The organism is Planctomycetia bacterium (assembly GCA_015075745.1).
Classification (GTDB): Bacteria; Planctomycetota; Phycisphaerae; order UBA1845; family UTPLA1; genus UTPLA1.
Genome location: JABTTW010000001.1, coordinates 3,076,505 through 3,102,671, shown reverse-complemented (window position 1 = coordinate 3,102,671; position 26,167 = coordinate 3,076,505). Strand labels below are relative to the sequence as shown.

16 protein-coding genes and 1 pseudogene are annotated in these 26,167 nt (G+C 61.1%); 6 read left to right on the top strand and 11 right to left on the bottom strand.

Translation table 11 applies throughout. From position 1 onward, the window contains the following. The first annotated feature begins 223 nt into the window (after nt 1-223). Complete coding sequence (locus tag HS101_12270; protein ID MBE7507038.1) at nt 224-1,123, top strand: VanZ family protein; 900 nt, start codon at nt 224-226, stop codon at nt 1,121-1,123. Here the strand turns inward: HS101_12270 and HS101_12265 are convergent. The 8 genes from HS101_12265 to larB all read right to left on the bottom strand — a co-directional run bounded on the left by HS101_12265 (nt 1,066) and on the right by larB (nt 14,148). Then, nucleotides 1,066-4,035, bottom strand: a complete 2,970-nt coding sequence (locus HS101_12265) for a PD40 domain-containing protein (GenBank protein ID MBE7507037.1) — start codon at nt 4,033-4,035, stop codon at nt 1,066-1,068. The two genes, HS101_12270 and HS101_12265, sit on opposite strands and share 58 nt — an antisense overlap. Nucleotides 4,036-4,053: 18 nt before the next feature. Further along, entirely contained in the window at nt 4,054-4,473 is a 420-nt protein-coding gene (locus HS101_12260; protein ID MBE7507036.1) for a biopolymer transporter ExbD, read from the bottom strand. A gap of 7 nt (nt 4,474-4,480) precedes the next feature. Further along, a complete protein-coding gene (locus HS101_12255; GenBank protein MBE7507035.1) occupies nt 4,481-5,275 on the bottom strand; it encodes a MotA/TolQ/ExbB proton channel family protein in 795 nt (264 codons plus the stop codon). A 14-nt stretch (nt 5,276-5,289) separates the two neighbouring features. Next, the gene (locus HS101_12250) at nt 5,290-8,439 is read right to left on the bottom strand and encodes a tetratricopeptide repeat protein (GenBank protein ID MBE7507034.1); all 3,150 of its coding nucleotides are present in this window, start codon (nt 8,437-8,439) and stop codon (nt 5,290-5,292) included. A gap of 206 nt (nt 8,440-8,645) precedes the next feature. Then, nucleotides 8,646-11,042: a M48 family metalloprotease gene (locus tag HS101_12245; GenBank protein ID MBE7507033.1), complete on the bottom strand. Its 2,397-nt coding sequence runs from the start codon at nt 11,040-11,042 to the stop codon at nt 8,646-8,648. Between the two features lie 739 nt (nt 11,043-11,781). Continuing rightward, nucleotides 11,782-12,183 carry a BlaI/MecI/CopY family transcriptional regulator gene (locus tag HS101_12240; GenBank protein ID MBE7507032.1) on the bottom strand — a complete coding sequence of 134 codons (402 nt, stop codon included), beginning with the start codon at nt 12,181-12,183 and terminating at the stop codon, nt 11,782-11,784. Nucleotides 12,184-12,334: 151 nt separating this feature from the next. Further along, complete coding sequence (locus HS101_12235) at nt 12,335-13,288, bottom strand: NAD(P)H-hydrate dehydratase (GenBank protein MBE7507031.1); 954 nt, start codon at nt 13,286-13,288, stop codon at nt 12,335-12,337. A 92-nt stretch (nt 13,289-13,380) separates the two neighbouring features. Next, on the bottom strand, nt 13,381-14,148 hold the full coding sequence (gene larB / locus HS101_12230) for a nickel pincer cofactor biosynthesis protein LarB (GenBank protein ID MBE7507030.1): 768 nt from the start codon (nt 14,146-14,148) through the stop codon (nt 13,381-13,383). Between the two features lie 296 nt (nt 14,149-14,444). On the opposite strand from larB, the gene HS101_12225 reads away from it, so the two are divergent. Beyond that, nucleotides 14,445-15,149 (top strand): tetratricopeptide repeat protein, encoded by a 705-nt coding sequence (locus HS101_12225; GenBank protein MBE7507029.1) that lies wholly within the window; start codon nt 14,445-14,447, stop codon nt 15,147-15,149. A gap of 50 nt (nt 15,150-15,199) precedes the next feature. On the opposite strand, the gene HS101_12220 is transcribed toward HS101_12225, so the two are convergent. After that, complete coding sequence (locus tag HS101_12220) at nt 15,200-16,156, bottom strand: ribose-phosphate diphosphokinase (protein MBE7507028.1); 957 nt, start codon at nt 16,154-16,156, stop codon at nt 15,200-15,202. Nucleotides 16,157-16,831: 675 nt separating this feature from the next. Between HS101_12220 and HS101_12215 the strand changes: the two genes are divergently transcribed. Further along, nucleotides 16,832-17,749: a hypothetical protein gene (locus HS101_12215; protein MBE7507027.1), complete on the top strand. Its 918-nt coding sequence runs from the start codon at nt 16,832-16,834 to the stop codon at nt 17,747-17,749. A 90-nt stretch (nt 17,750-17,839) separates the two neighbouring features. Next, nucleotides 17,840-19,390 carry an L-glutamate gamma-semialdehyde dehydrogenase gene (gene pruA, locus HS101_12210; protein MBE7507026.1) on the top strand — a complete coding sequence of 517 codons (1,551 nt, stop codon included), beginning with the start codon at nt 17,840-17,842 and terminating at the stop codon, nt 19,388-19,390. Nucleotides 19,391-19,993: 603 nt separating this feature from the next. On the opposite strand, the gene HS101_12205 is transcribed toward pruA, so the two are convergent. Next, entirely contained in the window at nt 19,994-21,280 is a 1,287-nt protein-coding gene (locus HS101_12205; GenBank protein MBE7507025.1) for an IS256 family transposase, read from the bottom strand. 210 nt (nt 21,281-21,490) lie between these two features. On the opposite strand from HS101_12205, the pseudogene HS101_12200 reads away from it, so the two are divergent. Beyond that, a pseudogene (locus tag HS101_12200) lies at nt 21,491-21,688 on the top strand (hypothetical protein). An 860-nt stretch (nt 21,689-22,548) separates the two neighbouring features. Here the strand turns inward: HS101_12200 and HS101_12195 are convergent. Beyond that, on the bottom strand, nt 22,549-23,835 hold the full coding sequence (locus HS101_12195) for an IS256 family transposase (protein MBE7507024.1): 1,287 nt from the start codon (nt 23,833-23,835) through the stop codon (nt 22,549-22,551). Between the two features lie 157 nt (nt 23,836-23,992). On the opposite strand from HS101_12195, the gene HS101_12190 reads away from it, so the two are divergent. Next, entirely contained in the window at nt 23,993-26,158 is a 2,166-nt protein-coding gene (locus HS101_12190) for a tetratricopeptide repeat protein (protein MBE7507023.1), read from the top strand. Nucleotides 26,159-26,167 lie beyond the last annotated feature (9 nt).

The window sequence follows — 26,167 nt, the reverse complement described above, 5'->3', positions numbered from 1 at the left end:
AACATAGGGAAGTCTTAATTCAGATAACGATACGCCGCGGGAGGCCTTTCGCCAATCCATGCAGGTCGAGTTCTTGTGAATTGCGATTCCGGCGAACGGAAATTAGGCTCGATAGGTCCAGCGGCGATGTGCCTGCTCACTTTGCTCGGGCGTCGGTCGCAGCGCGAGTGAGCATCGCGACGCGACGACCTTCCGGCCCGGCAAGGATAGACCGGTGTGATTGATGGAAAGAATTCTACTTTGGCTGTCCGCGCGGCCCGGCACGACGAAGTTGCTTACGGCTGCCTATGTGCTGCTGGTCGTTGGGTCGCACGAGTTCATTCAGCGGAGCGTGATTGCCTGCTATGACCGATTCTCGCGCGAATCGGTCAATATGGTCGTTCGCGCGTGCGGGGTCGGTATTGCCCTGGCGTTTGTCGTGCACGTCGCCCGGCACCTGTCTCGGCCGGACGGACGGTGGACGAAGATCGTTTTTCTGATCGTTACGCTCGGATTGATCGCGGCGAGTTGGCCGTGGTTGTTCTATACGGATATTGAGGTCGTTCATTTCCCGCAGTACGCCATTCTCAGCGTGCTACTTTACGCCGTGACACGGCGGTTCGGGCGATCGATGTTTTACGCATCGCTGATTGGCGCGGCGGACGAATGCTTTCAGTTTTACGTATCCCACCCGAACTGGTCTATTAACCTCGACTTTAATGACATGATGTACAACACGATCGGCGCGGGTTTCGGGTGCACCATGATTTATCTTGCTGTTGAACGAAGGCTCTCGGCGCGCAGGCCGCCTCATCGCGGACATCTTCGGCGAGCGATGCCGTTATGGACTGTGCTGCTGATCTGCATGACATGCGGGCTACTTTGGCAATCAGGGCAGATGAGTCTTGATCCGCTGCCGGACGGGTCCAAGCCGCGATTCGTCGTTCGCCGGCACGGCCCCTCAACTGAATATTGGGAACGAACAGGTTGGGGAAAGCGCTATCACGAACTTTCGCCGTTTGAGGCGGGCGGCTTGGCGGTGCTACTGATCGTGTTTTACGGTTCGCTTGACTTCATCGGTCGAGATCAATCGCTGGAACCGGCGGGCGACGAAGGGACGGCGGCCGGCACGAGTCGCAACTGAATGTTGACGAACTCGAAGTCGTCGATGTCGTCGCGGCAGATGACGTTGCGGATGACCAGCGTGTTGCGACCGGCACGGAGCAAGTCAGGATCAAATGGGGCGACAAATGCGCCGAAGCTCCCGTCAAGGGGCGAACCAGAGAGACGCCGATCCAGTCTGCGGCCGTTGATGCGAATCTGATGCGGGCACTGGACGCCTTTGATCAGCATTTCCACCGCGGCGCTTTGCATCGGTTGGGCGAGTTGCTCCTTGGTGAGCGTGAATGTCGCGCGGAATCGCTCCCCCTCGCTTTGACGCTGAAACTGGCTGTTGATGCGTCCCTCGAAGCGGTCGTTGCCAAGATGATGCACCTCGGGATCGGACTCAATGGCGATCACATCTTCCTGAATTCGCCGCAGCGGAAAGTCCAGGACAAGCGTTTGCCCGATGAGGTCGGCCGCGGCGACGTTGACGGTGCGAGGAAGGTACCCCGGTGCGGATGCGGAAAGGGCGAAGTGCTCGGGGACGTTTGGCGCGAGCATGATGTACTCGCCGTTGGGCGCGGTTGTCGCCGTCACGCCGGAGTGGCCCGGCAGGTCGAGTTGAATCTTGACGGCGGACAGCGGGTGGAGTGTCTGCACGTCGGTCGCCGTTCCGCGAATGGTTCCGATCGCGCCTGATTCCGGTTTGGTCGGCGAGGCGACTTCGGTCGGCAAGGCGAGTTCGACGTTGAGCGATGAGAGCGCCAGCGTATCGACAGCGAGGACATCGACGGATTCCTCGGTGTTAATCGCTATCGCCGAATCGGGGACAGGTGTCGTCAATTGGACGAGCGGCCCATCGATTACGAGCGAGTCGTTCAACGCTTGCGGCGAGATCGGCGTCGGTACGATTGAATGTGTCGGGGATGCCGGTGGTAGGGACGCGGCTGCCCGGATTTCCGGGCCGAGCAGTGACGACTGGGCCGCGAAATTGACCGAGTCCGATTGATCGGAGTCCGGCGGCGATTGCTGCGGGGTCATTTCCGAGGGCGCGCTGAGCTCCACGAATTGATTCATTTCGACGGGAAGATTGAACTCGGTCGGGATTGCCTCGGCTGCGCGGGCAGGCGGGGCTGACGACTCGGAGGGAGCGCGCGAAGCCGCGAAGATCGTCTCGTTAATGGGCGGCTGCTGGGCGCGCGAGATTTCGGGCGCGATGGCGACGACACTCTGGTCCATCGCCGGCTGGCTCGTCGGCCAGGGCGTCTCGGCGCGACGCACTTCGCCGAGGTCAGCCGGGCGGGGAATAAAATCAGCGGGCGCTTCGCGAGCGTCGATCGGCGACGCCTCGCGCGGCGCGTCGAGTACGACCTCACTGGGAGAGATGTCCGGAACGCGCGGCGATGGGGCGTCGAGCGGTGAATCAGACGGAACCGCCTCGCGGATGTCGGGCTCGCTGACGGACGAGCTATCCGGCGTATGCGGGACCGATTCCATCGAGACGGTTGCGATTGGTTCGGCGGTGGGCAACTGAACGGCTACTTCGGCTCGGCTCGGCGACGGACGGATCGGCTGGGGGACAGCGGCATCGGTCAAGTCGCCTCGGAGCTGCATGGCGATTTCGCCGGCCTGTGCGGTGGATGCCAGGGAGATCTGAATTCGATCGGACTTGCGGAATGCCGAGGCGATGGAGGTCGTTACTTCGACCACGTTGAGAAGCATCATCAGAAGCAGGTGCACCAGTAGGGATGTGAGCAGGCATCTGGCGAGCAGACTCAATCGACGCTGCTTCATGTCGCGGAGCAGCGCCAGCAGAAGCAGCGAGAGCAACAGGGCCAGGATGGCCATCAGGAGATTGGGGCCAATCAGTCGCCAGATGCCCGCCCAGTCGATTGAGGCGTGACGCGTTTCTACTTCGCGGAATACTTCGCGCGATACGGTGCGGTAGAGATTGTAATCGGCTGAGGCGCTGTCTGACCTTGCTGTGTCCTTAAGTACGGTTACGACCGGGCGATCGGAACTGAAGTGAAGCGCGTAGCCACCCATCTCCAATGAGGGATCGAGTTCGTTTGCGCTGGAGTTGACGGCTGCGCCGAGATTCGTCGGTGGTTCGATTTCGCCGCGCACCAGCCGGGCACGATAAAGATCGAACCCGCCGAAGCCACCGGTTCTATCCGAGGAGAAGTAGAGAAAGTCACCGGCCGGGCTGAAGGCCGGGGCGCCTTCGTTGCCGTTTGAGTTGAGCTGATCAAGCCGCTGCGGCGCGGAAAGTCCCGCGTCGGTCATTGCGCATTGGTAGATGTCGTAATCATGGCGATAGGGGTCTTCGCGGATCGTGGCCTGCCAGGCGCCTTTTGGTGACTGGTTGTCTGGTTCCTCGCGCGGGCGGTTCGAGGCGAAGACGATTGAGTTGCCGTCGGGCGAGACCGCGGGGCCGTATTCGTTGAATTCGGAGTTGACCCATGTCCCCAGGTTGATCGGCGGCTGCCAGCCTGAGTCGGCGTGCTGCGACTTCCAGAGGTCGTAGCCGCCGACGCCGCCGGGACGATCGCTGTAGAAATAGAGCGTCCGACCGTCCGGGGAGATTTCAGGGCCCAGGTCATCGTATTCGGTGTTGATCGCCGCGAGCGGCTCGGCGGGCTGCCAGCCATCGCTGGTCCGCAGAGAGTAGAAAATGTCCGCCTGCCGGCCGGGCTTGCCGCGCACGAAGAACATCATGCGACCGTCGGCCAAGACGCGCGGCTCGTACTCGTCGGCGGAGGAATTGAACTCGGCGGACATCGGCGCGGGCGGCTGCCAGAGAATCTCGCGCAGCCGCGCGGACTCGGCGGGCTCGCGAATGTCCCCGGCATCACTGTAATAGGTTTGGTGCCGCGGCCATAGCACCCACGCGGCAGCGCCGGTCGCGCCGGCCAGCAGGACGACGCCGATGATGATGAGCACTCGCTTCACGCGCCGCCTCTGAATCAATTACGAACCCCCCTCGAGCATGGTGTCGAGGTAGGGTTCCTGTATGCCGGCCGCCTTGCAGATGTCGAGCACCTTCACGACAGCCCCGTAGTTCGATCGTCGATCGCCGCGCACACTGACCTTTTGCCCCGGATTCACGCGGACTGCGTCCTCGACCACGCGGCGAAGCTCTTGTGACTCAACGGCCCGGCCGGCCATGATGATGCGGCCGGACTCGTCCACGTTGATGATGATTTCGCGCAGGGTCGTGCTGATCGGACCGGCGGCGTCCGCGAACGGAAGAGCGACCTGAAGCTCTCGCTCTTCCTTGTGGAAGGTCGTGGCCACCAGAAAGAAAATGAGAAGGAGAAACATCATGTCGATCATGGGGGTGAGATCGAGCGTGGCTTCGGCGGCGGCGTCTTTGGCCTTGATGAGCATCGGCGACCTAACCTCCCACCGCGGCGGCGGCCTTGGGATTGAACCGAATGTCCTCCGGCTCATCGGCTGCGGCCCTGCGCGTCTCGGGCAACTCGGCGAATTCCTCGACGAACTCGACGGCAATCGCGTCCATTTCATTGACGAGACCGTCGATTCGCGAGGCGAGCCAGTTGTAGGCCAGCACGACGGGAATGGCGACCATGAGACCGGCGGCGGTAGTGATCATCGCCTGGTAGATGCCTTTGGCGAGGAGTTCCGTCTTGCCCATGGCGTCGGCGGAAGCGGCGACGGTCTGGAAAGCGGTGATCATTCCGGTGATGGTGCCGAGCAGGCCGAGCAGGGTGGAGATCGAGGCAATGACGGCGAGGATGCGCATGTGCTTGCGCAGCTTGAACACTTCGCGCTCGCCGGCATCCCGGACGTACTTCTCCACCACATCCACCGATCGACCCAGCCGCTTGATGCCTGCGCTGACGATCGCCGCCAGTGGGCTGGCATCTTTTTCGCAATACGAGAGTGCCTGTTCGCGGTCCTCGTCGACATCGCGCAGAAGGCCCTTGAGGCCGTTCATGAAGCCCGCGGGAATGATGCGCGATCGGCGGAGGCTGGCCATCCGCTCCGTGAACACCGCCAGCGCGACCAACGAGCAGAGGCCGATGGGGATCATCATCGGCCCGCCTTTGATGACAAACTCCCACACCGATTGAGCCGACATGTGCGCGTCACCACCAATGGGCGGCGTGGCTGAAGACTGGGCCAAAAGTCCTGCACTTAAGAGACCGCATAGTTGTGTCACGTTCATGGCTCCTCCCGCAGTTAGTGCCCGGGCACGCCGGCCACTGCTTCGCGCAACTGCTCGGCTGCCAACGCGGCCCAACGGGTGTTGGCGTACTTCTTTGATACCTGCTCAAATTGACGTCGGGCTTCCACGTGCCTCGACAGCTTTGCAAAGCACCGGCCCGCCTCGTAGAGCGCTGCCGCGCTCCACTCGGGGTATGCGTAGAGAATGTCCACCTTCATCAGCTCGCGGGCCGCGTCTTCATACTTCTTACCGGCAAACAGGCATTCACCAATCTGGAATTGTGCCCGGGCAGCGGTCGGGCCCTGATGGATCTCGATGACGCGCCGATAGCCTTTGACGGCCTCATCGAGCCGGCCCTGGTTTTCCTGACACCAGGCAAGGCCGAACGCGGCCTGGTACGCATTCTCGGCTTCGGGGAATTGCTTGAGGTAATCGGCGAAGTGCTTTTCGCCAATCGCCCAGCGCTGAAGGGCGGACTGGCACTCGGCAATTCGCAAGAGCGCGCCGGCAAAGCCCGAGTCGGCGGAGCCCTTGTCGATGACGACTTGAAAATGCTCGACGGCGGCCGCGTGGCGATTGAGCTTGAACAGGGACTCTCCGCAAAGGGCGTGGGCCGAGAGGGCCATGGTGCTGCCTGAGTGCTCCTTGGTGAATTTGTCGAGCTGCGAGGCCGCTTCGGCGAAGTTGCCCTGCTCGAATTCGCACACGCCCAGTCGATAGGCGGCCTGCTCGGCAACGTCCGAAGCCGCAGCATCACCAGCATGAGTCGCGGCATCCTGCGCACGCCGGTAAAGCTCCGCTGCCTTTTTGCGATGACCGGCCGCGTCCTCCATGACGGCGAGTTCGAGAAGAGCGTGCGGGTTGGCGGGATTTGCTGAGTCGCCGTCGATCAAATCGCGGTAGGCGGTCATTGCGTCGTCGGTCCTGCCGAGCTGCTTTAGGCACCATGCCCGCTCATAGCGAATCGCATCGCGCATCGCCGGCGGCAACTCGGACACGTCAAGATCGGCGATCAGCCTCAGGGCTTCGTCGCTCCGGTCCTGTCGCGAGACCGCGATGGACAGGCTGGCGTTGACGGCGAGCCTTCGGGAAGGGTCTTTTGCTTTCTTCGCAAGACCGCGCAGAAGCTTTTCCGCGTCGGCGTACTTCTTTGCCGCCATGAGCGATTGGGCACGGCTGTAGCGCGCATCATCGGCGAGGTCTTTCGGAAGGCCCTCATCTGCTTTGGCGAGGTACTCGGCCGCTTTGTCATGATCGCCCCGGGCCTGGGCAATTTGCCCGAGATGGCGGAGGGCGTGCGAGGCAAAGCGGGAGTTCTCATCGAGGTCCAGTACCTGCGTGAAACGCTTCTCCGCATCGTCGCTGCGGCCGAGCGCCGCAAGGCACTGCCCTGTCTCGAAGATCGCCTGAAGGGTATGCGGACTTTCGGGATGCTCACTGGTCAGGCGACTCAGCATGTCCAGCGCAGCGTCGAACTTCTCCATTCGCTGCCGGGCGAGGGCACACTTGAGCATCGCGGAATCCTCGCCGTCGGCTTTTGCATGGTCTTTGACGTAATCGGTCAGTATTCCGTCAGCCTGCTGCCAGCGGCCGAGCTCAAAGAAGGCATCGCCCAGCGCCGGCATCGCTGATGCGAAGCTCGCGGCATCCTTGCTCTCCAGGCTTTTCTCAAGCAGGGGAACGGCCTCGTCGAACTGCCCCAGGCGGTGATAGGCGAGGCCCATTCGATAGGATGCGCGATCGGCGTCGGGACTCTTCGGGTAAGCCTCAAGAAAAGTGCGATATCGCTTGATCGCATCGGCGAACTCGCCGGAGAGGAATAGATTCTCCGCCGCGAGAAAGTCAACCTCCGGCACCTGGCGGTGCTTCGGATACCGCTTGATGAAATCCTCGCACAGCTCGGCGCTGGCGGCGTACTCTGTCTGCTGATGCAGGGCCAATGCGGACAGGTGAAGCGCTTCCGCCGCGAGGGCGTGATCCGGCTGCTCCTTTACAAACCGCGAAAGGACCTTCGCCGCATCTGCGTATTCCGCCGCGCGGTATAGGGCAACGCCGTAATCGTATAAGAGCTCGGCGTGAAGCCGGCTCTTGGGGTACTTTTTGGCTGCCGCCCTCAGTCTCTTCGCAGCCGATGCGAATTCGCCCTTACGGGATTCGCACTTCGCCAGCCAGTATTCCGCCTCATCGGCGAGTGTCCGGTCAGCCTTCGCCGCTTCTTTCAGAAGGGCAGCGGACCGATCGTGTTCACCGCGCTCGAACCAGACGCGGGCCCTTTGCAGCGAGGCCGTTGGCAGGCTGGGGTGATTCGGGAAGGTCTTGATGAATTCATCCAATCGAGCCCCGGCGTCGTCGAACTCTCCTGACGCCAGGAGGACGGCGGCAAGGCCCATGAGCGCGTCACCTTGCTGCTTTGACTTTCCACGGGCCACGATTTCCTCAAAGCGGCGGCGGGCATCGGCGAGCCTTCCGCAGCGATGAAGGGATTGCGCTGATAGGAGGCGGGCGCTTTCCGCCAGTGCGCCGGCTGGAAACTCACGCAGGACGGCCTCGCAACTTTGGGCCGCATCGTCGTGTTTGCCGATTGCGCTGAAGGCCATGGCCTCGAAGAACTGGACGCGCTCGTGTGTGGGATGATCGGGCCAGTTTTCGGCCGCGGACTTGGCGGCGCGGATTGCTTCGTCGAAATCTTTTGCGCGAAACAGGCTCTCGACGAGCAGGGCCGCCGCATCCGGGGCCAGCTTGTGGTCTGCATGATGCTTAAGCACACCCTGCAGGACCTCAGCAGCCTCTCCGGGCCGCTTCACGAGCAGCAGGCACTGGCCGCGCATGAGTCGAGCCTCCGCGTCGAAGGCAAAATCATCGGCGTCCGGCAGTTGCTGAAGCTGTTCGAGCGCGGCTTCGGCATTGCCGCGGCGAAACTCGCAAACCGCCAGGCCGTATCGCGCCATGGGCGCCTTGGGATGCTCACTGTGTGCTTTTAGGAAGGCGCGGTATTCGTCGGCGGCCAAGTCGAACATGCCGCGTTGAAGGAAACCGTTGCCGCCGTGATAGTTGCGCAATGCCGCCGCGTCGCTCGCCCCCTCTTCGGCTGCGGCCGGCGCCATTGCGAGCAGGAACAGAGCCACGCCAAGACGCAGCGGGAGTCGATGAATACGCGCGATCATCGGGACGCCTCCGAATCGCTTGAGTTGACGGAATGAACTGAAGTCATCGCCGCGCCGTGAGTCTGATACGAATCAAACATGGGCGAGGATCATTTTTTTTGTGAGAGTTTTTCGGTCGGACGGCGGACGTAGATGGTGCGCAAAGCGACCACGCTGACAAGCGGAGCCGCTTCTCCGCGCCACCTCAAATGTAAAGTCCTGTTGGACTACTCTTCGTTGCCGTCGTCGTCCGCGTCGTCATTTGCGTCGTCGTCTGCGTCCACATCTTCGTCAATGTCCGCGTCCTCGGCATCCGCCTCCTTGTGGGCATCGCCTTGTTCGATCGTCTGGTCGATCGACTCGGCGATCTCTTCGATCTCATCCGCCTGCGCCAGAAGCACCTCACTCTGTGTCTCGATTTCCGATGCCTGAGCGTCCAATTCGTCGGCCATGGCCAGGAACCTCGCCGCTTCGCCATCGTTCTGAGTCGATTCGGCACGATCGCGAATGCTGTCCGCCTGGTCGCGGAGCTGGTCGGCCTTTCGCTCAAGCTCGTCGGCCTGATGTTCAAGCTCGCGAGCCCGATCCAGGGCGCCACCGGACTTGATCTGAAGCTCGGTTCGGAGTTTTCGCTTCAATTCGCCCTTGGAGTGCTTAAGTGCCTTGGCGGCCTCTTTCAGTGCCATCCTTGTTTCGGCGGAGACCTGACCTTGGACTCGCCTGGCCTCGGCGAGGGCGCGTTCGACTTCCGCACGGGCTTCTGTAGTGAGGCGCTTGGTAAATTCACGATTCTGTGCGCCTGTTGCGGCCTCGTGGGCCTTGTGCGCTTCGTGCAATTCCTTTTCGAGTTGCCGCTTCCATTGCACGTCTTTGTTGATGCGGCGCTTCGTGAGCTCCGCGACGGACGCATCCGGATCAATCATTCGGACAAAGGCGCCGAAGATCGTCTGAATCGCCCCGCCGCCGTTGACGCCGATCTTCTCCTCGCCCGGGTGGACCATGACCGGCACGTCATTGAGGACCATGAGCTCTGTCAGGGCCGACAGCTTTCCGGGAGAGAGCTGGTAATAGACCGTGTCGTCGGGCTGCTGGATCATGTTGACGAAGGCTTCGAAGATCATCTGCTGTTCGTGGGAAGCAATGACCTCGATTCCGTCGCCGGAAGCGCGGACCTTGATCGGAACGTCATCGCGGACCATCAGGGCCATGAGCTTTTCGAGTTTTTCGCCGGAGAGCTGGTAACGCCGAGCTTTCTCTTCGCCGGACTCGGTCGGCGCGACGGTCGAAAGGGGCTGACGCGGCGCAGCCTGTCGCTCCTGCGTCCGTGCGCGGTTGTGCCCGCCACCCATTCGCTCGAGTTGATCGGCGAGTCGTTCCAATTGGCGTTCGAGCCGGTCAAGGCGATCGTCGACATTGCCTCCACGCCTCGCCGGAGGTGCGGTCGGTCCGGCCAGCATCAACTTGCCGGACAGTGACGGCGCTGCCGGCGGCGAATAGGTCACAATCGCCGGAATTGCAGGTGCCGAAGCTTCAACAGTTGCGACTCCGGGCAGCGGTGCGAACGCTGCGACCGGCGGCGCCGGAGTGCCGACGACCACCACGGCGCGAGTGCCGCTGGGCTGCGGCGCCGGCAAGGCCGATGGGACGCCAGCGACAGATACACATGGGGCCGTCGTCTCAACCGATGCGCATGTCACCGCCTTTGGGGCGCTGCCTTCGGATGAGGGTGGACACGACGACGCGGGCGTCGCCAGCCAGCCGGCCGATGCCAGAGAGAAAATGAGCGCGATGCCCGAAAATGAAAGGCTGGGGGAGGATCGCTGCGTCATGACCATGGTCAGTCTCCTTGCAAATTGTCCGGCTCGCCCACTAATGACACCAATACCGTTCACCGGTGCGGAAGCTCCACCTTCCGCAACGTATTGCCGCGTTACCAGGAGTGCCTCGGCGAACGCCCTGCGTCCGCGCGGGAATAACCAAGTCACCCAGGCATCACAGCAGTTCTCCGCTTCCTCGCGAAGACGCCCACGAACCCACCACACGACGGGATGCCACCAATAGAGGCTCCCGACGATTGTCTCGATCCAGGTAATCCAGTGATCTCGTCGGCGCACGTGAGCCAATTCATGCAGGAGGACGGCCCGTCGCCCGATGTCGTCGAGTTGACCCCAGAGCTCCCTCGGGAGAATCAGGCGCGGCGTCAGACCGCACCAGACCATCGGTGACACGCGATCGGGAACGACGAGCGTAACCGGCGGCTGACGAAGGCCGATCTCGTCGGCAACGCGGGACACCATGGCCCGTACTTCCGCAGGGGCGCGCTTACCGCGAGCGAGGATGCCTCGTACGCGTAGAATTCGAAGAATGCGACACGAGATGATCAACGCGATGCCGGTGAACCAGACCACCGCCGGGACGGCGGGCAGACGACCGACCGCGTCGCGAACATTAATAAGGGAAATCAGCCACGGCTCGGCGCTTTCGATCAATTCCGCGAATAGACGGCGCGGGGTGTAGCCCGAAAACGTCGAGCGCTCGATGGGAGTCGCGGTCAGCGCACCGTCAGAGGCATCGAGTATGCCGGCCCGGGCGCGAAGCTGTTCGTCGGAAATGCGAGGCTCCAAGCGCGGTGAGATCTGCGCGGCCGGTAAGCATGCGGCGACGGGGAGTTCATCGCAGGGCGGAAGCGTGTATTCGACGCGATGCGGGGGAATTCGGGTTGCGAGGGATAGATCACCCAGCGCCGATCGGGTCTTTGAGGGCGATGAACACGAAGACGGGAGATCACAGCTTTGAGAGCAATTCTCAGATTTAGGTAGACGACCTTTCAAGTCATCGACCCGGGGCAAGCACGTCAGCAATTCCTGTATGTCCGTCGGTAACGGATGGGAAATGGAAGGCTCGGACCCCTGGGCGGACAGAGACCCGACCACGTCCGCAGCCGAGGCGAGCCTCGCCGGCTGATGGAGCGGAGCCGAGTCTTCTGTCCAGGGTGGAGTGGGAGCTTGTTGATGCCTTTGAGATCGCCGATCGGCGATGGAGGGCAATGATTCTGAGTTCGGGGCGGCGCTTTGCACATCTGTTGGAGCGCGAACAATCGGATCGCTGGCGAGATCAGGCCCCCTGCTCGGTACAAACGACGGCAGCATCGGCGGCACGACCAGCCATGCCAAGATGAACAACCACAGGGCGTGTCTGGTGGGCGGTCGACATGGCAGCCATCGGCAAGCCGCCGCGACGATGAGCACCAGCGGGATCACCGCCAGTGCATTTCGCCAAAGTGCGTCGATTAGGAATGAGGTCCAGGACCCCATCAGCGTCGCTCCCCTATCAAGGCCGTGTCCATATCACGGCGGTGATCGATCACGAGTCCGAGCGGTTGTCTCCCGCGTCCAATCGATTTATCAAATCCTGGAGTGCGTCAATCTCATCCGGCGTAAAGCGCTGGGTCTTGATCAACTGCAAGACCAATGGCCCCGCCGCACCGTTGTAGAGCTGTTTGACCAGTGTCTTTAGCCGATTTCGAGTGATCTTGTCGCGCGAGACCAGTGGCTTATAGACGTAGGCCAGGCCCGACTTGTCGCTGGCCACAAGCTCCTTCTGCTCCAACCGCGACAGGAAAGTCAGGACGGTGGTGTAGGCCACCTTCTTGCCGCGGTCGTGCAGGACGTTCATGACATCGCGAACGGTGGCCGGCCCCTGGTCCCACAAGACCTTGAGGACCTCCAGCTCGGCATCACCCAAATCGTATTGTCGGTCGGTCATGGGATATTCCCTTACACCTGCGCGGCCCCCTCGAAGGGGTCCAACCTACTACAAGTGTCGTCATCCTACTACAAACGTCGAAGGGTTTCAACGCTCACGCGAAAATTTTCGCGGCATCAGGATTTTCTTGAAGGATCGAGGCGGCAAGTGTTTATCGCTGAAGCTTTTTGAATGCGTCGGGCAGGTGATCGATCAGGTCTGTTGCGATCACTGACACCTTGCCGAGTGACCTTGCGGCAAGGTCGCCGGCCAAACCGTGAAGGTGAACGCCCAGAATCGCGGAATGAAAGCCTGACATCCGCTGTGCAATGAATCCGGCGATGATGCCGGTCAGCACGTCGCCGCTACCGCCGGTAGCCATCCCGGGGTTGCCGGTTTTATTGACGTAGAGGTTTACGCCGTCGGTGACGATGGTGCCGGCGCCCTTGAGGACGACCACAGCGCGATAATCCGGGTGGTCTTTGCCGCCGGACATTTCTCGCGCCGTCTTGACGGCGTATTCCTGACGATCCGCCTGAATCTCGGCCGTCGAGACGCCATGCATCCGCGCAAGCTCGCCGGGATGCGGCGTGATCACGGTGCGGAAGTGCAGAGCGCGATCCCAGCCTGCGCCGTCGCCGACGGACTTGTGCATGACATTCAGTGCGTCAGCATCCAGGACGACGGGCGTCCTCGCATCGTCGCCGAAGGAATTGATCAATTGTGTCATTGCGGCGTCAAACGCACTGTCACCACGGCCGATGCCCGGTCCGATGGCGACGACGGAGGGCGCGGTGGGCTCATTCAGCAAGCCGTGATCGTGAAGGTTTTCCATCGCCTGCCGCGGGTCGAGGGTGCCCTGCGCGTCTTCGGGGAGCGGGAGTGAGGTGGCGCAGGGGCAGAGCGCGGCGACGGCCAGTTGAATGGAGCGGGGACATGCCACGGTGACAAGGCCCGCTCCGCTGCGCAGCGCGGCATTCGCCACCAGAGCCGGCGCGCCGATCATGCCGCGCGAACCGCCGATCACCAGGACGCGACCGAAAGAGCCCTTGTGGGCGTCTTTGGCGCGGGATGAAAGCCTGGGAAGGGCCGAAATCCGGCGGAGTCGAGGCTTTGATTGATACATACGCGCGAAGTCCCATTAGACCGTGGTTTATCGGCACTCATCGAGCCGGCCTCGGAGCACGTTCGGCGCGATGGATAGGCTGCTTCGCTCGCCTAGGAGCCGGTCGATGGTTCGCCGAGGCGATTGATCTTTGCCGCCAGGGCAGCGGCGCCGAAACCGTTGTCGATGTTCATGACGGCCACTCCCGTCGCGCAGGAGTTGAGCATGGCGAGCAGGGCGGCGAGCCCCTCAAAGCTTGCTCCATATCCCACGCTGGTCGGCACAGCGATGACCGGCGCCGCAACGAGGCCGCCGACTACACTGGCCAGCGCCCCTTCCATGCCGGCGGCGACGATGACCACCCGCGCGGCCCGCAGTTCTTTTGACTGACTGAGCAGGCGATGAATCCCCGCGACGCCGACGTCATAAAACGGCTGCGTGCGCTGATCCATGATTTCGCATGTCACCCGGGCTTCTTCAATGACCGGCATATCACTTGTCCCGCCGGTGACCAGGGCGATGATGCCCGTCGACAGCGCCGCGGTTTGCTGGCGGAGCGTGATACAGCGCGCGGTCTCGTGGAACTCGGCATTTGGCGATGCCTTTCGCACGGCTTCGTACTGGCCGGCGGTGGCGCGCGTCGCGAGGACATTTCCCCCGGCGCCAGCGAGCTTCTCGAAGATGGAGGCTACCTGCTCGGCGGTCTTGCCGGGGCAGAAGATCACCTCCGGAAAGCCACAGCGGATTGCCCGGTGATGATCGACATTGGCAAAACCGATGGACTCGTAGGGCAGGTCACGCAGCCTTGCGACGGCGTGCTCCACCGATGTTTTTCCGGAGCGAACGGATTCGAAAAGGTCTTTGAGGAATTCTGAGTTCATGGGCTTGCAACTGGGGGTGCGTCAAATCTTCCTGCGCCGGGTCAAACAGTCAGATAATTTCTCACGGCGCATCACGGTTTTCAGCCATGCTATCGCGGTTTTCGCCGGTCGCAAAGGGAGGCCCGTTTGACCCGCGTTTTGAGCGGCGTATACTTGGTTTTACGCGACCCACGGATGGTAGTCGTTGGTCCTTTCTTGTTTGGAAACTATCTCATCGAAATCGGTCGCTGCTCCCTTGCCTTGGCGGCAGGAATTCTGATATGGTCGATGTACCAGTCGTCTGGGGATCAGGACACATGGACGAACAAGACATCGCCGCGCGAAAGCTCGTGGAGTTCGCACGCCCTTATTTATTAAGGGATGACCTTGCGGGACTTGCCCGAGACCTCGACGGTTCGTGGTCGGCGGATTGCCTTGCCTTGTTTCTCGAATCACACGACGCAGAGACGATTCAGGTGGTGACGATCGCACTGGGCCTTGTGGGGGACATGTCTGCTTGTCCGGCGCTGCTAGAGTTGCTGCATCGCGATGACCCGCGACTCATTTCGCTGGCCGAGGACGCGCTGTGGTCGATTTGGTTTCGTGCCGCGGGCCCGGTCGCACAGGGCGTACTTACGAAAATCGCTCCGCTCATTCACGACAAGGAAAGCGATAGCGTCATTCCCCTGCTTACATCCCTGATCAAGACCTTTCCACATTTCGCCGAGGCCTATCACCAGCGGAGCCAGGCGTACTCGCTTCTGGGGCGCTATCAGGCGGCTATGCGCGACGCGAAGCGCGCAATCGACTTGAACCCAGCCCATTTTGGCGCGCTGGCGAATATGGCCAACTGCCTCGTCGCGTTAGGTCGCTATGACGAGGCTCTTGGGCAATATGAAGCGGTGATGAAACTGCATCCGCACATGCCCGACATCGATCAGGCGATTGATCAAATATCCCGGATGCTATCGAACGGACGAACGAAGCGGACTTCCTTGTCGCTCGTAACCGAGCAGGACTGATTCGCGGGAGTGATCCAGCGCCGGCCGCCGGGCGAAACCCCAACCGACCACTATTGTTCGAATAATCCCGAAACACTCGTCTGCTGGTGAATGTTTCGAATGGCCCGGGCAAAGAGCGGGGCCGCCGAAATCACTTTTACGCGTTTTGACAACGGCTCGAATCTATATTCAAGGGTGTCGGTGATGACGAGTTCCTTGATGGGGCTGGCGTCCACTTTCGCCGTCGACCCCTCGCTCATCACGCCGTGTGCAACGGCCGCGAAGATATCGCGGGCCCCTTCCTTCTTGAGACGCTCCGCCGTCGCGATGAGCGTCCCGCCGGTGATGGTGAAGTCGTCCACGATCAGGGCGTGCTTTCCTTTCACGTGCCCGATGATGCGATTGACGAAGGCTTTCTCGCGATGGCCCTCGCGCGTCTTTTCGGCGATCACCGTCTTGGCCCCGAAGAATTTTGCATAGGCGTTGGCCATGCCGGCCGCACCCACGTCGGGGGCCACCACCACCCAATCGTCGGGCTGTCGCATTTTACGCTTGTAGTGCGCCGCGATCACCGGCAGCGCATAGAGATGATCCACCGGGACGCGAAAGAATCCCTGGATCTGCGGTGCGTGGAGGTCCATGGTGACGATGCGATCCACGCCCGCCGCCTCCAGGCAGTCGGCGCATACGCGGGCCCGAATGGACACGCGAGGTTCGTCTTTCTTGTCGCCCTTGCCATATCCAAAGAACGGGATCACCGCCGTGACACTGTTGGCGGAAGCGCGTTTGAAGGCATCGATGAAGAAGAGTATCTCCATGAAGTGATCGTTAACCGGATAGCTGAGCGATTGGACGAAATAGACGTCCCGGCCGCGCACGTTTTCGCCGACACGGACAAAGGTATTGCCCTCGGAGAAAAAGGTCGTCTCGCAGCGGCCCGGTCGAACCTTGAGGTTCTTGCAAATGGCGGACGTAAATTTTCCGCTGCCTGAGCCTGCGAAGACGAGCAATTTCCCGTGCGTTGACATGAATCAGCCTTTCTTGCCTCAAGGAGCGAGCCATCATAGCGACGCCGATGCAGCCCACAAGCAATGCAACAGGCGTTGCCTGCCCGGCGGCATGTAAGAGCGGCTCATTCCGTCTGCGTCGCCGGCATGTCCCCAACTTCGAGCGGCATGTACAATGAGCCTGCCGCAGGACGCACGAGCGGATCATGCCCAACGGCAAGACAACCCCAGATTATCCAACGAGTCCCGGTCATGACGCGATGCGAGATACCTGACGATCGAGCTCTTGAGCCTGGACCGGAAAAGGATCACGCTCGACTGTGCCGGGCTATTCTGTTGGTACTCGCGTGCTACGCGGCCGCCGTGACCTTCATCACAAACGCATTGTTTCGAATTCTACCAACGACGGATGGGTTTATTCCTACGCAGGTTATTCCGCTGTACGTTGCGATGTGCGTGCATGCCGTTACAGCCTCGGTGGCATTGGCGGGTTTTCTCTTTATTCGACGCCGGCGAAATGTCACATTGAAGGGCCCGCGAATTCTCTTGATCACCTGCATCTTATTCATGCCGATATCGCTGGATGTAATTGCCGGGGTTTTCTTCCCCCCACCGGATGACCGGGATACGGTCCTTCAACCTCATCCCACACGCGGATGGAGCCATCGGCCGATGGCAACCGGCGATTATTTCGGAATGCCAACGCGAATTAACTCGCTAGGACTTCGCGGCGAAGAGTTTCCAATCAAAAAGCCCCAGGGGGAATTTCGCGTTCTATTCGTCGGAGATTCGATCACGCTCGGGCTGGGGTTAGCGGAAGACAAGACGTATGTCCGGCTTATCCATCCGCTTCTTGCGACGGCCTTGCCGACTTACTCAGTGCGGATGGTAAACGCCGGCTGCACGGGGTACACAACGTGGCAAGAGGCGGACTATCTTGAGAATGAAGGTCTGAAGCTCTCGCCCGATCTGGTGGTGCTCAATTTTTGTCTGAATGACTTGCTCGACGTCCTCAATACGGAAGGCAGATTGGTTCGCGGACGACCGTGGATCCGGGAATATCCTCCGCTGAATCATATCAGCGGTCTGGCACGAATGGCTGCCCATTACTGGGATCGCTATCGAGCGAAACAGATTCGGGAACACGGATTATGGACGAATGAGAATGTCTTTGGCGCGCCGCCTAATGAGCATATTGGGTTTGAAACGTTTTTTGAGGAGACTCTTCCCCCGCGCATCGTCACGGCATGGAACCGAATCTTCGAAGATCTGAGTGACTTTGATAAGGCCTGCAAACGGGCCGGCGTGCCGTGGGTGCTTCTCTCATTGCCGATTCGAATAAAAATGCCGCCGGATGCGGGCGCCAAGAGGATCATCGCCCGATTGAACGGATGGGCGGCCTCGAAAGGCGTGCCGCACCTGGACGTCACCGAGGCATTTGTCGAATGGGCCGACAGGACGAAGACGCCGGCCGAAACGCTCTTCAACGACGAGGTTCATCCGAGCCCGGAGGGTTCGCGCATCATTGCCGAGGAGTTGGCACGTTTTATCATCTCCGAAAAACTCCTAAAACCAGCCGGTCGTACCGGTCAGGATGCCCCCGCAGCGCCATAAGCGGAGAGATACGACTCGTGGCGATCTAAATCCTGTGCTATCCTACCCATGTTGGCAGGACCAGACTGCCATGAGTCTATGAGGTGACAGATGCTTACGCCGTACTATCCGGAAGAATACGTCGATTTCAGCCGGCCCGAGCCGCGCCAGGCGATGCTCGACGCTTTGAAGCTCGTCGAGTCGCAGCTTGGCCGCAGCTATCCGCTGCGCATCGGCGGCAAGAGAGTGGAGACGAGCGCGAAAATCGAGTCGATCAACCCCGCCAAGAACGATCAGATCATCGGCTTGGTCAGCAAGGCCGGCCTCGACGAGGCCAACGCCGCGCTGGCGGCAGCCGAGGAGGCGTTCAAGTCGTGGTCGCGCGTCGCTCCTGAGGTGCGCGCCCGATATCTGCTTCGCGCCGCCGCCGCGATTCGTCGCCGCGTCTATGAATTCTCCGCGTGGATGGTCTATGAGGAGTCCAAGTCGTGGATCGAGGCTTTCGCCGACACCTGCGAGTGCATAGATTTCCTGGAGTTTTATGGCCGCGAGATGATGCGACTCGGCCCGGCGCAGCCGGTCTCGCCGTATTGCGGCGAAGAGAATGAGCTGCGCTACATGCCGCTGGGCGTTGGCGTCGTGATCCCTCCGTGGAACTTCCCGCTGGCGATCATGGCCGGAATGACTTCCGCGGCCCTTGTCACCGGCAACACCGTCGTCCTCAAGCCTGCCAGCGCCGCCCCCGTGATCGCAGCCAAGTTCTTTGAAGTGCTCGGAGAGATCATGCTGCCACCGGGCGTGGTCAACTTCTGCCCCGGCAGCGGCGGCGCGATGGGCGACGCGCTGGTCGATTCGCCGAAGACGAGATTCATCGCCTTCACCGGATCGCGCGAAGTCGGCACGCGCATCTTCGAGCGCGCCGCGAAAGTGCACCCCGGCCAGCTTTGGCTGAAGCGCACGATTCTGGAGATGGGCGGCAAGGACTGCATCGTCGTCACTGACAAGGCCAACATCGACGAGGCCGCGGAGGGTGTCGTCGCGGCGGCATTCGGTTTCCAGGGTCAGAAGTGCTCGGCGTGCAGCCGGCTGATCGTCGATGAAAAGGTTCACGACGAACTGGTGCGCATGGTCGTCGATCGAGCGTCAAAGCTGACCATCGGCAACCCGACGAAGCCGGAAAACTTCCACATGGGCGCGGTCATCGACAAGTCCGCGTTTGACAAGATCAAAAGTTACATCGAGATCGGAAACAAAGAAGGCAAGATGCTGCTCGGTGACGCCAAGGCGCCGACCGGCGGGTTCTTCATTCCGCCGACGATCTTTGACGACATCAAGCCGAGTGCCCGGCTCGCACAGGAGGAAATCTTCGGCCCGGTCCTCGCGATCATTAAGGGCCGCGGCTTCGACGAACTTCTGGCCATCGCCAACGGCACCGACTACGGCCTGACCGGGGCGATCTACTCCAATGATCGCATGGAACTGGAACGTGCCCGGCACGAATTCCACGTGGGCAACTTGTACCTCAATCGAAAGTGCACCGGAGCCCTGGTGGATGTCCAGCCGTTCGGCGGCTTCAACATGAGCGGGACCGACAGCAAGGCCGGCGGGCGGGACTATCTGCAGTTGTTCATGCAGGGGAAGAGTATTACGGAGAGGCTGTAGCCGAGCTAAACAAGTCGAGTTAAGTAGAACTCAATTAGACTGAGATTCAAGGAATCCTTAACAGATTCGATCTCTTGCCGAATAGCGATGACGATTCGCCGGGGCCTTGAACATTAGGGGTTTGTTGAGTTACCATAAGTATGCGACCCATTGGGACGGATGCTGAGCAAGGGTATCTGAGGGCCAACCCGAAAGACTCCTACCTAAGTAAGGGCCAATTGATTGCGGCGGGAAGCACGTAACGCATCGCGCAATCACGATGATGCCCGCGCCGGCTGCAGCTAGAATGGGTCATCTGATCTGTCAACTAGGTTTCGGCGAGCCAAAATGGTTGGTTACAACAGTATTCCATATATAGGCGATGTTATGCGGCATTTCTTTAACTTGAGAATGGCGACCTGCGCAAGCAGGTTGTTTCGATCAGGCATGTGTCTTTTCATTCTTTTTACGATCGACAGATCAACATTTTCTTCGCTTGCACAAGCTTCCGAGTGGCGGCTACTGCCTCCCGTGACCGGGCAAAGTGGTCATTCGATGGCTTACGACAGTGATCGCGGCGTCATCGTTATGAGTAATGGTCAAATTTCGTTGATGACGCGGTAATCAGGCGGCGTTTCTCTCGGCCTTTTCTCCATTGACGAACTTCACACCGGCGATGACATCGGGAAGCAGCGTCGCGCCATTGAGCAGCCGCCAGTGGTTCGCGGCGGACTCGCACAGCTTGAACACCATTGCCAGACACGCGATCCGACTGCCGTTGCCTTTGGTCCGGCGGTGACGCAGCCGCACCGTGGCGAACGTACTTTCGATCGGATTCGTCGTCCGCAGGTGCCGCCAGTGCTCGGCCGGGAAGTCGTAGAACGTCAGCAGCACCTCGCGATCCTTCACCAGGCACTCGGCCGCGCCGGGGTATTTGGCCGCGTAGTGGGCCACGAAGTGATCGAACGCCTGGTTCGCATTCTCCCGCGTCGGCGCCATCCAGATCTCGTGCAGCTTGGCCTTCGCGCCGGTCTGCACCCGCTTGGGCATCTTGTCCAACACGTTGGCCGTCTTGTGCACCCAGCAGCGCTGCGCCCGGGTCGTCGAATAGACCTTCGGCAGCGCCGCCCAGAAGCCCAGCGCTCCGTCCGCCGTGGCCAGCTTCGGGTCGATCGTCATGCCCCGTTGTTGGCAGTCCAGCAGCAGCGAATACCACGACTGCTCGCTCTCGCGATGGCCGTCGACCACCGCGATCAGCTCCTTGCGGCCGTCCGCCCTCGCGCCCATCAGCACCAGAATGCACTGCCGGTCTTCCTCCAGGCGGATGTTGAAGTGAATCCCATCCGCCCAGAGGTACACGTAGTGCTTGCCTTCCAGGGAGCGGCGATTCCATGACTGGTACTCGTCCTGCCAACTCGTCATCAAACGCGTGATCGTCGTGGCGCTGAGCCCCGCCGCCTGGGGACCGACCAGCGCCTGCAGGGCCTCGCTGAAGTCTCCGGTGCTGATGCCCTTGAGGTACAGCCAGGGGATCAACTCCTCGATGGCCTTCGTCTTCCGCAGGTACGGCGGCAAAATCGACGAACAGAACCGCTCCACGGCCTGGCCATTTGCATCCAACGCTTCGCCGGCCTCGCCGCGGCCGACGATCCGACGGTCCCACACCCGCGGCTGCGTCACCTCCACCGGCCCGACGCCGGTGACGAGGGTCCGGGTGGGATGATGGCCGTTCTTGACCACCTGCCGGCGGCCTTGCGGATCGCGCAGATCGGCGTGCCCTTCGATCCAGCCATCGACCTCCGCCTCGATCGCCTGGCCCAGGAGCCGTTGGGCCCCGTCCCGCAGAATCTCCGTCAAAACGTCTCGGCTGGGGACTGGAATCGTCTCGATCGACTCGTTACTCTCCTGCATCGGCGTACTCCTCTGCCCATCGTGGGCGGCTCGGAACCTCGAACAAGTCCCGAGAGTACGCCGCCTTTTTTTATCCCGCCACCATCAACGAAATTCGGTTATAGCTCCATCGTTATGTTTGGAAGCGTTAACGGCGACACCTGGGAATGGAACGGAAGCTCATGGAGCCTCCGCTCTATCTCGGGCCCGTCGATTCGGAATCGACACGCCATGGCCTACGACGCAGCCAGACAGCGAACGGTTCTTTTCGGAGGCAACGCCGGAGGACCCTATGGGCCGTATCTTGGAGATACTTGGGAATGGGACGGGGAAGGCTGGACTCTCAAATCAACCACAGGACCCGCGCCGCGAACCAATCATGCGATGGCCTATGACAGTGTTCGTTCGAGAGTGATCATGTTCGGCGGATTCGCAGGGAGTTCGCAAAGCCGAGAGCTTTGGGAGTGGAATGGTACTACGTGGACACTAAAGTCAAACGGACTCAATCCTTGGGCTCGCGAGTTGCCCGCCCTGGCCTTCGATTCAGCACGGGGTGTAGCAGTAATGTTTGGAGGCTATGTTGGCTCAGGTGCGGCAAGCAACGAGACATGGGAGTGGAGCGGCACGTCCTGGAGCCTTCGCAGCACTGAAGGTCCAGCACCTCGCATTGCACATTCGATGGTCTTCGATTCGGAACGGAGCCTGATTGTGCTCTTTGGCGGACAAGTCGGAGCGACTGCTAATGGCGAAACTTGGGAATGGAATGGAACCGACTGGTCGCTTGTATCAACAAGCGGACCAACGCCCCGGACGGGTCATGCGATGGCGTATAATGGCATTCGTAAGTCGACGTTTTTATTTAGCGGATCCTATAAGAGTAACGACTCGTGGGAATGGAATGGAAACGAGTGGAGTCAAAGGTTAGTGCCTGGTCCCTCCAGCCGAGAGAGACATGCGATGGTATTTGATCGACATCGTGGGGTATGCCTTTTCTACGGTGGTAATGTCCAAACAACCGGCCTCCGGGCGAGCGATATTTGGGAATACAGCGGCCCCTGCGGAACAGGGGACTTTGACGCGGACGGAGTTGTAACCACTGCGCATGATCTTCCACGATTTGTGGCCGCCGTACTCAATGATGTAAGCAGTTGCGCGGCAGACTTCAACGGCGATACCGTTGTAAATGGACTTGATGTCGCACAATTCGTCGATTTCATAGTCCCCTGATCAACAATCTCTTAGCAAATCCTTGATGGAGTAATGGTCAAATTTCGTTGATGACGCGGTAATCAGGCGGCGTTTCTCTCGGCCTTTTCTCCATTGACGAACTTCACACCGGCGATGACATCGGGAAGCAGCGTCGCGCCATTGAGCAGCCGCCAGTGGTTCGCGGCGGACTCGCACAGCTTGAACACCATTGCCAGACACGCGATCCGACTGCCGTTGCCTTTGGTCCGGCGGTGACGCAGCCGCACCGTGGCGAACGTACTTTCGATCGGATTCGTCGTCCGCAGGTGCCGCCAGTGCTCGGCCGGGAAGTCGTAGAACGTCAGCAGCACCTCGCGATCCTTCACCAGGCACTCGGCCGCGCCGGGGTATTTGGCCGCGTAGTGGGCCACGAAGTGATCGAACGCCTGGTTCGCATTCTCCCGCGTCGGCGCCATCCAGATCTCGTGCAGCTTGGCCTTCGCGCCGGTCTGCACCCGCTTGGGCATCTTGTCCAACACGTTGGCCGTCTTGTGCACCCAGCAGCGCTGCGCCCGGGTCGTCGAATAGACCTTCGGCAGCGCCGCCCAGAAGCCCAGCGCTCCGTCCGCCGTGGCCAGCTTCGGGTCGATCGTCATGCCCCGTTGTTGGCAGTCCAGCAGCAGCGAATACCACGACTGCTCGCTCTCGCGATGGCCGTCGACCACCGCGATCAGCTCCTTGCGGCCGTCCGCCCTCGCGCCCATCAGCACCAGAATGCACTGCCGGTCTTCCTCCAGGCGGATGTTGAAGTGAATCCCATCCGCCCAGAGGTACACGTAGTGCTTGCCTTCCAGGGAGCGGCGATTCCATGACTGGTACTCGTCCTGCCAACTCGTCATCAAACGCGTGATCGTCGTGGCGCTGAGCCCCGCCGCCTGGGGACCGACCAGCGCCTGCAGGGCCTCGCTGAAGTCTCCGGTGCTGATGCCCTTGAGGTACAGCCAGGGGATCAACTCCTCGATGGCCTTCGTCTTCCGCAGGTACGGCGGCAAAATCGACGAACAGAACCGCTCCACGGCCTGGCCATTTGCATCCAACGCTTCGCCGGCCTCGCCGCGGCCGACGATCCGACGGTCCCACACCCGCGGCTGCGTCACCTCCACCGGCCCGACGCCGGTGACGAGGGTCCGGGTGGGATGATGGCCGTTCTTGACCACCTGCCGGCGGCCTTGCGGATCGCGCAGATCGGCGTGCCCTTCGATCCAGCCATCGACCTCCGCCTCGATCGCCTGGCCCAGGAGCCGTTGGGCCCCGTCCCGCAGAATCTCCGTCAAAACGTCTCGGCTGGGGACTGGAATCGTCTCGATCGACTCGTTACTCTCCTGCATCGGCGTACTCCTCTGCCCATCGTGGGCGGCTCGGAACCTCGAACAAGTCCCGAGAGTACGCCGCCTTTTTTTATCCCGCCACCATCAACGAAATTCGGTTATAGCTCTCCTTGATGTCCAAGTTGTACTGCTATGCACCCAAGGTATCGTTCGCGTTATGGCTTCGGGCTACACCAATGTAGTGCGTGTGTGGAATGACAGGATTCACGCCCACGTCGCCTTCGTAGCCCTCTTTACAACATATTGCATTCTTTGGACGCATTGGCCGGCCCTTTCAGCGCGGGCTTTCTGCTTTGACGATCAGGAATACTTCATCGACAACCCACTGGTGAAATCGCCAGGGATTGACTCGGCCGGGCGGTTTTTTGCGGAGGTCTTTGAGCCGTCGACCGTGCGGGGCTATTACCAGCCGCTGACGATGGTCTCGCTGATGCTCGACGCGGCGATGGGCGGGTCGGCGGACAATTTGCGACCGTTTCATCGAACGAGCCTGGCGCTGCACGTTGTCAATTCGCTGCTCCTGTTCACCCTTCTACTGCAGTTTTTTGGACGCCCGTGGGCAGCGGGACTGGCAGCGGTCGCGTTCGGGGTGCACCCGCTAACAGTCGAGCCGATCGCGTGGGTGAGCGAGCGCAAGACGCTGTTGGCGGCGATGTTCGCCCTGGCGAGCCTGGTGTGCTACGTGCGTTACACCCGGGCGCGGGGCCGAGCGGCCTATGCGGGCGTCGTTGTCGCTTATGTGCTGGCGATTCTTTCCAAGCCGACGAGCCTTCCGCTACCAGTCATCATGCTGCTCGTTGACTATTGGCCGCTGCGGCGCGAATTGCGACAGTCTGTCGTCGAGAAGCTGCCGCTCTTTGCCTTTGCGGCGCTTTCGGCTTTCGTCACCTATGAGTCGCAGGCCCGAACCTTCGGCGTCGAACTGCCGGGTAAGCACTCGTGGATCGAGATCCCGCTGCGGTTCTGTCATAACGTTGCGTTTTACCTTTTTAAGATCGTCCGACCGATGGAATTGTCGCCGCACTACCCCGTGCCGGAGCCGATGGGCCTATCGCAGCCGATGGTGCTTGCGGGGGTCATCGTGACGGCACTGCTCTTGGTCGGAGCGGCGCTCTCATTGAGGCGCTCGCGGGCGACGGCCTGCTGCCTGGCGATCTTTGTCGTGGGGCTGCTGCCGACGATGCAGTTCGTGGGATTCAGCGGAGTGATCGCGTCGGACAAGTTCGTCTATCTTCCCGCGCTGGGGATTGTGATGCTCGTCGCGTTTGGGTTGACGATGGGCATCAATGCACTCAATGCCGGGAAACACCGATCGGCCGTGGTGTTGATCGTCCCGATGATGCTTGTTCTCGCGCTGGAGACAAGCGCGACGCGGCGGCAATTGGGTCATTGGCGCGACACTCGGTCGCTCTTTGCCCACATGCTCACGATCGCGCCCAAGTCGGACCTGGTTCACCTGGGTCTTGGGATCGCGCTGGCCCGTGAGGGGTCGCCCGGCGAGGCGGAGATGCATCTTCGCGCCGCGGTCCAGCTTGAGCCGCTTCGGGCGGATTCGCATGTCGCGTTGGGCAATCTGCTGGCGGCTCAGAACCGTCACGGCGAAGCGACTGCGGCGTACTGGGAGGCGATTCGGATCGAGCCAACCCGGGCGGCGACACACCTGAACCTCGGCGTAGCCCTAGCGGCGCTGGGGCGGACCGACGAGGCGATCGCGGCGTATCAAGAAGCGCTCCGGCTGCTGCCCGACTATGCGGCGGCGCATCGGAATTTGGCGGGGCTGTATTCTCGCGTGGGCAAGGTGAACGAAGCCGCGGAGCATGCTGACGCGGCGGTTCGTCTGTCGCCGGGCGACGTACCGGCGCTCTTTGACGCGGCGGTGATCCTCTCCAAGGCCGGGCGCACGCGCGATGCCGAGCAGGTGTATCGCGAGGTGCTGCGGATCGACGCGGGGCATCTGCCGGCGAGGAACAATCATGCCGTGCTGCTTGCCATGCAGGATCGCCATGCCGAGGCGGAGGCGATTCTGCGCGAAGGTCTGTCGAAGGGCCTGGAAGATGCCGCTCTGCATAATAACCTGGGGATTGTTCTCGATTCCTTGGGACGACTCGATGAGGCGGTGCAGCAGTTTCAGGCGGCGCTGCGGCTTTCTCCGGATTTCGCCGACGCGCATTACAACCTGGCCGGGGTCTTCGCGACGCAGAACCGAGTCGAAGACGCGATGCGGCATTATCACGAAGTGCTTCGCATTGCCCCAGACCACGACCGGGCCCGCTATCGACTGGAGGAACTGGAGAACCTGCGGCCGAACACGCGGTCGCAATAGGGCGTGAAT